General features: G+C 45.6%; 11 protein-coding genes. 4 read left to right on the top strand and 7 right to left on the bottom strand.

Annotated features, from left to right (window positions below; all coding sequences use genetic code 11):
- Positions 1-140: 140 nt before the first annotated feature.
- On the bottom strand, positions 141-428 hold the full coding sequence (locus tag RH949_RS28055; RefSeq protein WP_157453353.1) for a hypothetical protein: 288 nt from the start codon (positions 426-428) through the stop codon (positions 141-143).
- A 455-nt stretch (positions 429-883) separates the two neighbouring features.
- Between RH949_RS28055 and RH949_RS28050 the strand changes: the two genes are divergently transcribed.
- Together RH949_RS28050 and RH949_RS28045 are read left to right on the top strand one after the other, a co-directional pair.
- On the top strand, positions 884-1,234 hold the full coding sequence (locus RH949_RS28050; protein ID WP_446357787.1) for a 4a-hydroxytetrahydrobiopterin dehydratase: 351 nt from the start codon (positions 884-886) through the stop codon (positions 1,232-1,234).
- A 69-nt stretch (positions 1,235-1,303) separates the two neighbouring features.
- On the top strand, positions 1,304-2,278 hold the full coding sequence (locus RH949_RS28045; protein ID WP_446357786.1) for a phosphoribulokinase: 975 nt from the start codon (positions 1,304-1,306) through the stop codon (positions 2,276-2,278).
- A 107-nt stretch (positions 2,279-2,385) separates the two neighbouring features.
- Here RH949_RS28045 and RH949_RS28040 read toward each other — a convergent pair whose 3' ends face one another.
- Positions 2,386-3,471, bottom strand: coding sequence for a Fe(3+) ABC transporter substrate-binding protein (locus RH949_RS28040; RefSeq protein WP_446357784.1), 1,086 nt, complete (start codon positions 3,469-3,471; stop codon positions 2,386-2,388).
- A gap of 236 nt (positions 3,472-3,707) precedes the next feature.
- Between RH949_RS28040 and dprA the strand changes: the two genes are divergently transcribed.
- Positions 3,708-4,832: a DNA-processing protein DprA gene (gene dprA, locus RH949_RS28035; protein WP_446357783.1), complete on the top strand. Its 1,125-nt coding sequence runs from the start codon at positions 3,708-3,710 to the stop codon at positions 4,830-4,832.
- 302 nt (positions 4,833-5,134) lie between these two features.
- Here dprA and RH949_RS28030 read toward each other — a convergent pair whose 3' ends face one another.
- The 4 genes from RH949_RS28030 to RH949_RS28015 all read right to left on the bottom strand — a co-directional run bounded on the left by RH949_RS28030 (position 5,135) and on the right by RH949_RS28015 (position 11,223).
- The gene (locus RH949_RS28030; RefSeq protein WP_446357781.1) at positions 5,135-5,773 is read right to left on the bottom strand and encodes a Uma2 family endonuclease; all 639 of its coding nucleotides are present in this window, start codon (positions 5,771-5,773) and stop codon (positions 5,135-5,137) included.
- Between the two features lie 446 nt (positions 5,774-6,219).
- Positions 6,220-9,171: a HEAT repeat domain-containing protein gene (locus RH949_RS28025; protein ID WP_446357779.1), complete on the bottom strand. Its 2,952-nt coding sequence runs from the start codon at positions 9,169-9,171 to the stop codon at positions 6,220-6,222.
- A 208-nt stretch (positions 9,172-9,379) separates the two neighbouring features.
- Positions 9,380-10,237 (bottom strand): hypothetical protein, encoded by an 858-nt coding sequence (locus RH949_RS28020; RefSeq protein WP_446357777.1) that lies wholly within the window; start codon positions 10,235-10,237, stop codon positions 9,380-9,382.
- 296 nt (positions 10,238-10,533) lie between these two features.
- On the bottom strand, positions 10,534-11,223 hold the full coding sequence (locus RH949_RS28015) for a hypothetical protein (RefSeq protein ID WP_044210039.1): 690 nt from the start codon (positions 11,221-11,223) through the stop codon (positions 10,534-10,536).
- Positions 11,224-11,287: 64 nt separating this feature from the next.
- Here RH949_RS28015 and hisH point away from each other — a divergent pair, with 64 nt between their 5' ends.
- Positions 11,288-11,923 carry an imidazole glycerol phosphate synthase subunit HisH gene (gene hisH / locus RH949_RS28010; protein WP_446357775.1) on the top strand — a complete coding sequence of 212 codons (636 nt, stop codon included), beginning with the start codon at positions 11,288-11,290 and terminating at the stop codon, positions 11,921-11,923.
- A 67-nt stretch (positions 11,924-11,990) separates the two neighbouring features.
- On the opposite strand, the gene RH949_RS28005 is transcribed toward hisH, so the two are convergent.
- Positions 11,991-12,758, bottom strand: coding sequence for a carbonic anhydrase (locus RH949_RS28005; protein WP_446357773.1), 768 nt, complete (start codon positions 12,756-12,758; stop codon positions 11,991-11,993).
- Positions 12,759-13,154 lie beyond the last annotated feature (396 nt).

The raw sequence follows: 13,154 nt of genomic DNA, 5'->3' as shown, positions 1-13,154 counted from the left end.
GGTTATCGTGCAAGCTAAGCCGAACTATTAAGTATGTTCAGCGTTCGACTGAGCGCTCACGCCGAAGTCTTAGCTTGTTCGATGACTGAGCGGGCTACTAAAAACCCAGACCTCAGCTCTTAGCAGGTCTGGGTAGTTTATTATAAAATGCTGGAAGGACAGTAATTCCACCGCTTGTATATAACTGGGGTGTTGGGGGAGAGCGATCGCATGAAAGTGACAAACAAGCCAAAAGCCATTCCTGCAATTCCCCAACGAACTATTTTGAACGCTGGGTGATCAATGAATCCAACCATCGGAGGGAGCAAGACAACACCTATCAGGAGTGCCATTAATGCAGCAGAAACGTTTGTCGTAAAAAACAGTAACCCGATCAGGATAAACAAGACGGATAACACCCAGAGCGCTGCCTTTCCCAGAGTTTGCATATTAATAGCTTTTTGTATAGTCCTGCCTAAAATTTTAAACTCAAAAGATGTACAACTCCCTCGCGATAGCGATCGCTCCCATGATCGGGTACTGTCAGGTGTGGGCAATTCGGTGTCCCCGGAACCTATAGCTGTGGGGTTCCTGACGACCAATAACCAATAAAAAAGAGAGCCACTCAAAGGACTCTCCCAATTATCAGGGTGCATCTATCTATCACACTATATCATTTTTGGTATTAGGGGTGTCACCCCCCCCTTTCTAAATTTTTCCTAAGCTAGGTTCGTAGTCGGCACGAAGCGCGGCATTCCTCCTCAGATAGATGCTCTGACAAGTTGGGTTATCGACCAAAAGTTACACCGTGGACTTATACCAAGACAGAATTACTTATGGGTAGGTTTGTCTAGGTTTTTAGAAGCGGTATGTGAAAGTGATTGCAGTTACCAGGATAATCACGATGGCTCAATTAAACCAACAAAAATGCGAAGCTTGCACCAAGAATTCATCCCCCGTTAGCCAAGAGGAGATCGCCAAACTGAAACCGGAAATTCCCGACTGGAACCTAATTCAGCCAGAAGGGGAAGCCCACTTAGAACGGTCTTATGAATTTCCCGATTTCAAAACAGCGATCGCCTTTACCAACCGTGTGGGTGAAATTGCCGAGGAACAAGGACATCACCCCGCTATTTTAACCGAGTATGGTAAAGTCACTGTAACCTGGTGGACTCACGCCATCTCCAGCTTACACAAAAACGACTTTATCATGGCGGCAAAGACGGATGATATCGCTAGTCAGATGGCTGGATGACAAATATCCCCTTCCCACCTAGAATTATACGAATCAGGAGTTCCCTAATTTTATAATCATCGAAGACCTATGACTCATCGCCCTATTATCCTCGGTATTGTCGGTGATAGCGCTGCTGGTAAAACAACGCTAACACGAGGAATTGCTCAAATCTTGGGCGAAGATGAAGTCACCATCCTCTGTACCGATGATTACCACCGCTATGATCGCCAGCAACGGGCGCAAAAAGCGATTTCAGCCCTCCATCCTGACTGTAACTATCTAGATATCATGCAGCAGCATCTGGGTTTGCTGCGAACGGGACAATCGATTCTCAAACCCATTTACAACCACAACACGGGTACCTTTGAACCACCGGAGTACATTCAACCCCGACGATTTGTGATTGTTGAAGGATTACTCGGGTATTCCACTCGTTTGGCGCGTGAGTGCTTTGATGTCAAGGCATTTTTAGCACCCCCAGAATCGCTGCGGAGTGAGTGGAAAGTTAAGCGGGATACGCGCAAGCGAGGGTATACGGATGAACAGGTACTCGAACAGTTGAGAAAACGGGAACCGGATTCGGAGGAATTTATCCGCCCCCAGCGTAAGTGGTCAGATATTGTCATCAGTTTCTATCCTCCTGACGAATTATCTGACGAACAGAGGGATTTAATGCTGAATGTGCGATTAGTCCTCAGACCGACGATTCCTCATCCAGATTTTACCCGACTCCTGAGTCCCAGCAAATCCCATCTAAGTACAGCCATTCGTCTGGAATTAGACCGAGATATGGGTAAGCCTGTGGATGTCCTGGAAGTTGACGGTCATGCGACAGAGGAACAGGTACGGGAATTAGAGCGGATTTTATGTAGTGAAATTCCTTACTTGGGTAAATACTGCACATTAGAAGGTGATCCCAATATTGGTAAGGTTACGGGAACCACAGGGGAAACACTCCAGAGTTATCCCTTAGCCTTAACTCAATTGTTGATTACCTATCATATGCTGAAAGCGGCTCATATTTATCAATCCAGTGAACAATCACCCATTGAGAGAAGATGAGGGCGGGTTTAGTCACTTCAGGGCGGGCAAAAAACGATAATCGTGAAACCCGCCCCTACACACTTACAACTTTCTCATCTTCCCCCACTGGGATTAAAGGATTAGGATTATTTCCAACCTGCCCGATCCATTAGCTTAACCGCTTCTGGGTTCTTTTCCCCATAACTGACGACATCTAATTCTGATTCCTTAAAGTCGCCAAAGTCAGCCACAACAGGATTGGGTTCCATATCCGTCACCACAGGATACTCATTGGCTTGATTGGCAAAGATTTCCTGGGCTTCTGGCGTCACCAGGTACTCTAAAAATTTGACCGCATTCTCTTGGTTCGGCGCATTGGTAACCACACCGCCACCACTGATGTTGACATGAGTCCCATCGGCGCTTTGATTGGGAAAGAACACGCCCACTTGTTCCGCTACCTCTTGATCTTCCGCCGCATCGGATTTTTTGAGACGGGCTACATAATAATGGTTAACGATCGCGACATCACATTGACCAGCAGCTACGGCTTTAATTTGCGCGGTATCATTGCCTTCGGGAGGACGGGCAAAGTTATCGACTAAGCCTTTGACCCAGGTTTCTGTCTCTTGTTCTCCTTTGCCTTCGATTTTAGAGGCGACTAAGGATTGGTTGTAGATATTTTCGGAACTGCGGATGCACACTCGTCCTTTCCATTCGGGTTCGGCTAAGGCTTCATAAGTGGAGAGTTCCTCTGGCTGAACGTTCTCTTTGTTATAGACAATGATTCGCGCCCGTTTGGATAACCCAAACCATTCTCCTTGGGGATCACGGAGATTGGCGGGAACGGCTGCTTCTAAGGTTTCTGAGGAAACGGGTTGCAACAATCCTTCCTCTTGCGCCCGCCACAGGCGTCCCACGTCAACGGTAATTAATACATCGGCTGGACTGTTTTCGCCTTCACTCTTGATGCGTTCAATCAACTCATCGGCGTCTCCTTCAATCAGGTTCACTTCGATCCCCGTTTCTTCGGTGAAGTTGTTGTAGAGGGCATCATCGGTGTCATAATGACGGGCGGAGTAAAGGTTAATTTCTCCTGCATCGGCTGTGTTTTCAGCCGCGCCATCTGTACTTGCTGTATCGGCGGGTTCGTTGGGACTTGAACAGCTTGCAACGACTAACAGGGCGAGTCCAGAGCAGAGTCCAATTATACTACGTCTAGTAATTTTCATTAGTGAACCAGTCTTTTTGTGATTTAGGTTGAGTCCCAGTGAGCCGCGACCCTTGATCAGTGACCCGTTGCTATTGCCAGGGGTTCACTCAGGGTTACGATGCTGCACTGGAGTAGACAGATGATTATTGTACCTGTTAATGCAATTAATTCTTAATTGAGTTCTAATTAGAGGCTGTTGAATAAGTATTGTGGTGGGGAGAGGCAACTCTTAACACTGATAGGGAGGATAATCTGTTGGCAGACGATCGCGCTTATTGGTTAGCTTGGTCACAAGTCCCGCGTGTGGGACCGGTGTTACTGCGACGCCTACAGCAGCATTTTGACACATTAGCAGAGGCTTGGGCGTCTCCAGCGAGGGAGTTGGGTCAAGTGGAAGGGTTTGGGCGGCAATTAGTTCAGGCTGTGGAGAAGACGCGATCGCATCTCAATCCCCAACAGTTTCTGGAACAACACTGTAGCAAAAATCCCTATTTCTGGACACCTGCTGATCCGGATTATCCCCGCTTATTGTTAGAAATTCCCAGTCCGCCGCCCGTATTGTACTATCGCGGACAGGTGGATCAGCAGGAAAATCAGGGGATGAAACCCATGGTTGCGATTGTCGGAACTCGTGAACCGACGGATTATGGCAAGCGTTGGACACGGAAAATTAGTGCAGCGCTAGCAAAAAAGGGCTTTACTATCGTATCTGGAATGGCAGCCGGGATTGATACCGAAGCCCACAAGGGATGTTTAGAGGCGGGGGGGAGAACGGTAGCGGTTTTTGGCACAGGAATTGATGTGATTTATCCGCCTAGAAATAAACTCTTGTACGAGACGATTTTAGACCGGGGATTAGTATTAAGTGAATATCCGGCTGGAACCAAGCCCAATCGTCCCCACTTTCCCCAACGCAATCGCATTATTGCCGGGTTGAGTCGGGCGGTTTTAGTCATGGAAGCGCCAACGAAATCAGGGGCGTTGATTACGGCGTATCAAGCCAATGAGTTTTGTCGGGATGTGTATGCGTTACCGGGTTCCTTAGATAATCCCAATGCGGTGGGATGTTTGGGATTATTGAATCGGGGAGCAAGTGTGATTTTGAGTGAAGGGCATTTATTAGATATGTTGGGGGCAATACCGGAATTGGATAGCGGGAAACAGTTATCTTTATTTGAGCCAGAATCGGTTAAAGCGACACCAGAGTTAGCGCCAGAGTTGGCAAAGGTGTTTCAAGTTTTAGGGATTGAACCGACACCCTTGGATGTAATTGTTCAGGAAACCGGGATGACAGTGGCGGAGGTTTCCGGTGTTTTGTTGCAGTTGGAATTAGAGGGGTTAGTGTCGCAGTTACCGGGGATGTTATATCGGCGAAATTGAATCATTATTTTATCGTAGGGGCGCACCGACGTGCGCCCGGTTTTGGGTTGTGTACCCGCACGTTTTTATCATTTCCCCCTCATCCCCTAACCCCTTCTCCCACCCAGGGGAGAAGGGGAACCGGACTCTCTTGCTCCCCTCTTACTCCCCTCTCCCAAGCTTGGGAGAGGGGCTGGGGGTGAGGGCTGGAAGTTAGCGTTCGCGTAGCGTTCTCAAAGGGTAGCGTAACGCACAATAACTTTTGTCGTAAGTGATGCGAACGTTTATAGCGCTAAAGCGCAACTACGAACCTCTAAATTGCCTTAAAGACTATCTGGATCAATATTCAACTCCCGCAATTTTGCCGCTAACCGTTCAGCGCGTTGCGCTTCTTGTTCTCGCTGTTGTTCTAATTCCAAATAGGACAAAAACCGTTGCCCATCTGGTCGATATAATTCTAACCCTGTTTCTGTTAATTCAAACCGCACCGTTAAGCGAGGACTGACCCAGCCGGACATGGGTTCAATGACTTCTAATAGTCCCTCTATTCTTTGCCACCCTCTCAAGTTTTTATTGTCTGGATCATAGAGGTAATATTCTTCGACACCATAACGGTTATAAAATGCCAGTTTTTTATCCATTTTGGTCTGGCTGTCGTGATAGGAACGGATTTCAAAGACAACCTGCGGCGGGATATTATTTTCGCGCCATTGTAGGTAGGAACGGCGATCGCCTTTTGGTACGCCAAACACAACCATAACATCGGGCGCTTGGGAGATGGTGTTATTGCCTTCAACTGGATACCAAAGTAAATCTCCGGCTACAAAGACATTCGGGTCATCTTTAAATAAAGCATCACAGCCGCCTTGGATTTTGGTAATCCATTGATATTGAAGGGTGCTGTCTGCTATGGGTTTACCATCACTAGAGGGATAAATAATTTCTTCTTTGGCGAGTGTCATAGTCTTAAAACCTAAGTAGAATTTACTTAGTCATAAGTTGTTGTGTTGTCGTTGAGGGATATTGATTAAATTGTATCAAAATTTGCCTCTCTAATAAGATTCTCCTGTAGGGGCGACCCGCTTGCATAAATTGACAACTGTATCTATTCAATTTGATCGGGTCGCCCTTGGTTTTCATGGGAAGTCTAAACATCTGAGTCGGGGCGGGTTTAGTCACATCTGGGTGCAACCAAAAAGATAGTTGTGAAACCCGCCCCTACACATTTAACACGAATGTCGCTGATTTAAGTTCGTAGTAGGCACTTTAGTACCAGAAGCGCTAAAGCGCTGACTACAAACTCTAAAGTCAGTGCCATTTCACTTAACCCTAACGTTGTTTAGATTGGATTATGTAAATATAATTTATGGCTAATATCATAGCACATCTAAATCTTTTAATTTTCTAATTATGCCAATTTATTCTGAGCAAAATCCCTAACTTTTTTATCAGAATCATTTTCGGCTCTGTCGCGCAGCAAGGGTAGAGTATGGGGATTATCGGGATATTGTTTGATAATGATTTCAAGTGCTAATTGCCGAGGATTATCTTGCCAATCTTTCTCTCGCACAAAGGGATCATTGAGAGCGCGATCGCGTAATAATTCAAATAGCCATGGCTCATCTTTCCAACCTTTGGCTAATTCTTGTACCGCTGCACGTCGCACATCAGAATCGTCATCAGATTGGGCTGTTTGTTTGAGCCAAGGCAAGGTGTCTGGGTCATCTTTCCAGCCTTTGGCTAATGCTTCCACCGCTGCACTTCGCACAATCCAATCGTCATCAGATTGGGCTTTTTGTTTGAGCATAGGTAAAGTATCTGGGTCATCTTTCCAGCCTTTGGCTAATTCTTCCACCGCTGCACGTCGCACATTCCCATCGTCATCAGATTGGGCTTTTTGTTTGAGGATAGGTAAGGTATCTGGGTCATCTTTCCAGCCTTTGGCTAATTCTTCCACCGCTGCACGTCGCACATTCCCATCGTCATCAGATTGGGCTTTTTGTTTGAGCCAAGGTAAGGTATCTGGGTCATCTTTCCAGCCTTTGGCTATTTCTTCCACCGCTGCACGTCGCACATCCCCATCGTCATCAGATTGAGCTTTTTGTTTGAGCCAAGGTAAGGTATCTGGGTCATCTTTCCAGCCTTTGGCTATTTCTCGCACTGCTGCACGTCGCACAGCCCAATTGTCATCAGATTGAGCTTTTTCTTTGAGCCAAGGTAAGGTATCTGGGTCATCTTTCCAGCCTTTGGCTAATTCTTGCACCGCTGCACGTCGCACATCCCCATCGTCATCAGATTGAGCTTTTTGTTTGAGCCAAGGTAAGGTATCTGGGTCATCTTTCCAGCCTTTTGCTATTTCTTGCACCGCTGCACGTCGCACATTCCCATCGTCATCAGATTGAGCTTTTTGTTTGAGCCAAGGTAAGGTATCTGGGTCATCTTTCCAGCCTTTGGCTAATTCTTGCACCGCTGCACGTCGCACATCCCCATCGTCATCAGATTGGGCTTTTTGTTTGAGAATAGGTAAGGTATCTGGGTCATCTTTCCAGCCTTTTGCTATTTCTTGCACCGCTGCACGTCGCACAGCCCAATTGTCATCAGATTGGGCTTTTTGTTTGAGAATAGGTAAGGTATCTGGGTCATCTTTCCAGCCTCTGGCTATTTCTTGCACTGCTGCACCTCGCACAACCCAATTGTCATCAGATTGGGCTTTTTGTTTGAGCCAAGGTAAGGTATCTGGGTCATCTTTCCAGCCTCTGGCTATTTCTTGCACCGCTGCACCTCGCACATTCCAATGGTCATCAGATTGAGCTTTTTGTTTGAGCCAAGGTAAGGTATCTGGGTCATCTTTCCAGCCTTTGGCTAATTCTTGCACCGCTGCACGTCGCACATTCCCATCGTCATCAGATTGGGCTTTTTGTTTGAGGATAGGTAAGGTATCTGGAGAATCATGCCAGGTTGTCGCAATTGCCGCAACCGCTTGGGTGCGAATTTCCCGAACTAACTTGGATTCCTCTTCATCAGGTTCGTAATAGTAAGGTAAGTCATCCTGAATTAACCCCTTAATCTGGTTCAGTAATTGAGTCGCTGTCGATGCAATTACCGAACGATTCCTCACCTCAGACAGGCAATCCGCCGCTAGAAACACATTAATAAACTGTTCCGCTTCCCCCGACTGATTCCTCAAATAATCTATAATCTCCCCAGCTAACTTTGGTTCAATCATCCCCACAATCAGCCGTAACACTTCATGCCAAAACTCATCCTGCCAATGCTTGCCAAAAACCTCGGTTTTCAACTCCTCCAGAGAAATCGTTCGTTCCTTCTCAAACTGCCAAACATACTCCCAGGCGCAGAAATATTCCAAAAATGTCCGATGTACAAAGGCATAATAATCCGCCCCCATGAAACATAAGACAAAATTCCGTTCCCGCAGTTGCTTAATCATCACCCTAGCCACCGCCCTGGGATTATTAATATCGAGAGTTTTCAGATAATCCGTCAAAATTCCCTCTAACTCATCCGCTGCAATCAGATTACCTGCCAACCCTTTCTCTGCTGCTTGCATCTGATCAGCTACCCGACGCAACATCGCCTGTTTATCTTTATAATCAATCGTTTGAATCTCTAACTGCTGATGTTCTATTAACGCCCGTTCTACATCCCATTGATGCAGCAATACCCGCGAGGCTTGGTTGTATAATTCCGGTCTATCTCTGGGTAATTCCTGATTGCGATTTAATATTGCCATCATGGTTAGCAATAAGGGATTTCCAGCCAGTTCGCGAATCGCTTTTGAGGTATCAATTGCCCGTTGCAGTCGTTCTCGCTTCCGCTGTTTGTCTGCTTTATCGGTAAAGGTTAAATCATGCCAACGGCTAATAAACTCCTGAATCTGATCCACCTCTAAATCTTGCAACATGAAGTGATAAAACTGGGCATCTCGTAACCGCTGCGGTTTATAGCCAATCACGCGAGAGGTGACAATTACCCGCACATCAGGATAGTCATTGGTGAAGCGATGAATATCAGTAATTACATCCTCTCGTTTCCCCGGATCAAATACTTCATCCAAGCCATCAAACATGACTAAAGCATTTCCGGCTTTTAACTGTTCCACCAATTGATGCTGATTCAGATGACAGACAATCCCACTGCTATCATGGAAAAATTCCAGGAAATTCTTACATTGTCCCACATCGCGATTCCGCATATAGGTGCGTAATTCAATCAGCAGCGGAATCGGCTGTAAACTGGCGTCATTGGGTGCAGAATTTGCCCAAGCTAATGCCAAATATTGCAACAAGGTAGACTTACCTGAACCCGGATCACCCAGAATCACCAGATAGGGATATAGCAATCCTAAATAGGATGCAACAAGCGAAATGCTCGAAACCCATGTATAGCAAGGGTTTCATTTTGAAAAATTGCCACAACCTAAATAGGATTGCTATAGTTATCGTTATCTTGAATAATTTCTCTGATAAGCTGTTCGGCATTTAAACCTTAATATCAATAACGGCGAAAGCCTTGTAGTGCGAGCATCTTGCTCGCTACTAATACCCAATTTAAATGCATGACAGCTTAGAACAAATCGGCTGTTGAGAATAAACCTGTTTATAGTCGGTTAACTCTTCGATGGATATCTCTGTATCAAGTTGATTACTCTCTCGCAGTCGCCGTTGATGTTCCTTGGGGAGTTCATAGACTTGGGGGACTATCTGATGAACTTGTCGCACATTTTGCGGAATGAAGACTTGCCAGAGTTTCAGTTCATTATAGGCGCAGCCTGTTGTGTCTAAACTGGATAGGTTTAAGTTGCTGTAGCGTTCCCGTAAGCCTTCTTGATATTTGGTTAAATTAAAATCGGGAGAAACTCCGGCAATTTCTCGAACCTTTTCTTCTATGGATTCCTGAATCTCTAATTCTAACAGTTCCTCTAACTCTGGCGAATTCCTAACAATGCGTCTCACATCTTTAACATATTGCTTGGCAATCCCATCCCAGTTAAACCCAGTTGGCATATCGGGCGAATAGCGCTGTACCCAAATGCTTCTTAATTGATTGGCGTCGATGACGCGACAATTTTTCTCAAAGGCTTTTCCCAATAGCGGTTTCACGTCGTCATCTCGGATAAACTGCTCAATTGCGACTTGATAGGTGTCGCGGATTTCTGCGCCGCTTAAGTCACATTCAAATAGTTCATCTTCGATTATTGTCAAGAATTTAGCTAAGACTTCAAGTAAGGCGTTTTTGAGGACATTCGGTGAGGCTAACACTACCCCCTCTGGGATGCAGTCTTTGAAAAAATCACTAACGTACTCTTCCAGCTTTTCCTGCTGTAGTTTCAACCAAATCTGCTTGAGTTCTAAGTTTTTAACGATTAAAGTACCGACACTACTCAACGCTGTCCCCGGTTCCACCATGGTGCCATTCCTGTAGGAAACTTATTTTTCCCATTTTAGGCAAGAATACCTTGGATCGACATTCCTGTTAGGGTATCTGCTTTTTCGTCTAGTGCAAATAGAAATGACTGAACAGCTAACATCTTCCCCAGCTTCCCAGACACGCCATGGCGCGTCTCTACATTGCGTCCTATCTACAAAGCTGTTCAAGTATTTCCGCTGCGCTGTGCAGGGGTTAGTCGGTTGGGTTGAGCGAAGTCGAAACCCAACCTAAAAAAACTCCATTAAAGCAGAAGGAATCAATATTGCCTTTGTCTCTAAGCCGCAGTCGTTGCGTCTCGTCTTCGGCTTTGGTGCTGAAGGTTTGACCAAAGGGCGATTCGGGAAATAATTAGGCGAAAGTCAGTCAAAATTGTGGCTAGATTTTCGGGGGTTAGTACGGGAACGTGGACAAAGATACAGCCCGTTGTTGGGGAATAATCCTGAAAATATCGTAATAGCTGATAATAGAGTCCTTCACAGACAAATTTCCCCGCGTCATGACTAATCTCAGTTTCAGTTAATCCCTCGACTAATTTCTCTAAGTCTACAGCAGTTTTGAGCAATTGAGTCTCGAAAGATGTCTCATTGCCAAAGAAAGCGGGAAGACAATAGGACAACCCTTTCAGGCTTAAAATTGGTTGAAGAAGTAGATAATAAATGAACCAATACACTTGAGCAACAAGGTATCGAGGCGTTGCTCCAGCTTCTACAGTTAATCGGGAACGGGATTCCGCCATACCGCAACAGATCACCACATCCGGTTGCAGGTGTTCAATTTTCGCGATCGCTAAATCGCTGGCGGGAAATACGTCCACGGGTAGCTGTCTCAGGAAGGTTAACGATATGGTTTGATCCGGGAAGGAGTCATTCTCAGCTTGGAGTTTGAGGAGTAAATCATCGGACGCATTGGATTTCTGATGAGGTAACCAGGTTTGAAAGGATGTCAAAAGGATAGTTGTTGACATTATCGATTAGCACCGAACTCATTAAAATAAAGATTTAACCACAAAAATAACGAGGAATCGGTTCATGCCAATCATTGCGGTGGTTGATTACGATATGGGTAACTTGCACTCGGCTTGTAAAGGGTTAGAGAATGCAGGTGCAACAACCAAGATAACGGATGTCGCGGCTGAGATTGAACAGGCGGATGCGGTGGTACTACCGGGAGTGGGTTCCTTTGATCCGGCTGTACAGCATTTGCGATCGCGCGGACTTGAGGAACCAATTAAACGGGTAATTGCCAGTGGTAAACCGTTCCTGGGTATCTGTTTGGGGTTACAAATTCTGTTTGAGGGTTCAGAAGAAGGAAAAGAACCCGGATTAGGGATTATCCCTGGAAAAGTGCGGCGATTTCAGCCAGAACCGGATATCCGTATTCCGCACATGGGGTGGAACCACTTGGAGTTCACTCAACCCGATTGTCCCTTGTGGATGCAGTTATCGGAGAACCCGCAAGTTTATTTTGTCCATTCCTACTACGTTGAACCCGTTGATCCGGCGATTCGCGCCGCTACAGTAACCCATGGATCACAACAGATCACGGCTGCGATCGCGCGGGATAATATGATGGCGGTTCAGTTCCATCCTGAAAAGTCGTCCACCGCAGGCTTACAAATTCTATCGAACTTTGTTACTCTTCTGAAAACTCCTGTATCCGTCTAAGATTGGGGAACAGGTAACAGATGGAAATGAGGAATATGGGGATGTAGAGACGTTGCATGCAACGTCTCTACATCTCTTTGGTTTTTATAACTCGTTTATTCAGAGGTTGGACAGGTCGAGCATTACCGCTATAAACCGACTGAAACTTAGCTAGCTGCTGGGATGATATCTCAATGGGCTGTTTCAAAACATACCAATTCACCCCTTCGGTACAAGGTGGGGTAGTTAATGAGCCTGTGTAATGATAAAAAGACTTATCTTTTGGCGGTAAAGCACTGGCATTAACCGTCACACCTCGAACGATTCGCTCTCCTTTCTGGGTTGGTATATTCGCCCATAATGTTTCAATAAATGGATTATATTGACCTTCTTTCAGGAAAACCCCAATGACCGCCAATTGTCCATCCTGACTTTTGTGAACCAGATGGGCTTCCATGGGATAGTCTCCGCCCTTAATCGTGTGTTCGCTGGGAGCATGGAAATGAAACTGGAGAAGTTCATACCGCTTACCCTCAATTTTGATAGAACTCCCAGCTTTGTAGGCAACTTCAATGGCATGACCATTATTAATGACTTTATAGGGTGTATTTTTATAGGTAAATTCCAGAGAGTCAGCGCTAGAGGCTGACATATCGTTCAGGTCAATAGGAGACTGAGTTTTGCCGAGTTTACACGTTTCAAATTCCGGACTTAAATCTCCCCACTTTTCCGGTGATTCATCGCCACTATACCCCCAGTCAACCGAATGGGTATTACTTGATTTAACGTTCGGCGCGATGATTAAACAAGACGCCAAAAGAACAAAGACAATAAATGTAAAGGTACTGTTTTTCATGGCACTTTTTCACTTTTACAGCCAATATACATATCTCTATCTATTTTAATAGCATTAATCAGAATTAGTTGAACCAGACAATTCATAAATGTTATAAATCATTTTATGGTTTGTTGAGATAGATTGAGATATATTTCTGCAAAAATTTGTATTTCCCGCTATCCCCCTACGAGGGGGGAAGAGAAAGGATGCTTCGCTTTTGTGGCAGGGGGGAGGATCTCACAAGGGTAGGTTTTTTAAGATGGGGGTTTAGGCTAGACTTGGAAGACAGGTAGACCATCACTTCGACTTCGCTCAGCGACCGTAGACAAGGAAGAGTGAGAACGAAAAATAGGGCGTTTCGGCTTTTAGAAGTTAGTTTGACCGAACCGAATTCTGTACGGTTTTTCCCCCTTG

This window comes from Coleofasciculus sp. A1-SPW-01, from assembly GCF_040217205.1.
Classification (GTDB): domain Bacteria; phylum Cyanobacteriota; class Cyanobacteriia; order Cyanobacteriales; family Coleofasciculaceae; genus Coleofasciculus; species Coleofasciculus chthonoplastes_A.
Note: the sequence above shows the minus strand (reverse complement) of the source record. Positions and strands in the feature narration are given on the sequence as shown.

Excerpts from the sequence above, each read along its gene's own strand:
- RH949_RS28055 (WP_157453353.1), bottom strand. The coding sequence starts at position 428 with ATGCAAACTCTGGGAAAGGCAGCGCTCTGGGTGTTATCCGTCTTGTTT.
- RH949_RS28050 (WP_446357787.1), top strand. The coding sequence starts at position 884 with ATGGCTCAATTAAACCAACAAAAATGCGAAGCTTGCACCAAGAATTCA.
- RH949_RS28045 (WP_446357786.1), top strand. The coding sequence starts at position 1,304 with ATGACTCATCGCCCTATTATCCTCGGTATTGTCGGTGATAGCGCTGCT.
- RH949_RS28040 (WP_446357784.1), bottom strand. The coding sequence starts at position 3,471 with ATGAAAATTACTAGACGTAGTATAATTGGACTCTGCTCTGGACTCGCC.
- RH949_RS28030 (WP_446357781.1), bottom strand. The coding sequence starts at position 5,773 with ATGACACTCGCCAAAGAAGAAATTATTTATCCCTCTAGTGATGGTAAA.
- RH949_RS28020 (WP_446357777.1), bottom strand. The coding sequence starts at position 10,237 with ATGGTGGAACCGGGGACAGCGTTGAGTAGTGTCGGTACTTTAATCGTT.
- RH949_RS28015 (WP_044210039.1), bottom strand. The coding sequence starts at position 11,223 with ATGTCAACAACTATCCTTTTGACATCCTTTCAAACCTGGTTACCTCAT.
- hisH (WP_446357775.1), top strand. The coding sequence starts at position 11,288 with ATGCCAATCATTGCGGTGGTTGATTACGATATGGGTAACTTGCACTCG.
- RH949_RS28005 (WP_446357773.1), bottom strand. The coding sequence starts at position 12,758 with ATGAAAAACAGTACCTTTACATTTATTGTCTTTGTTCTTTTGGCGTCT.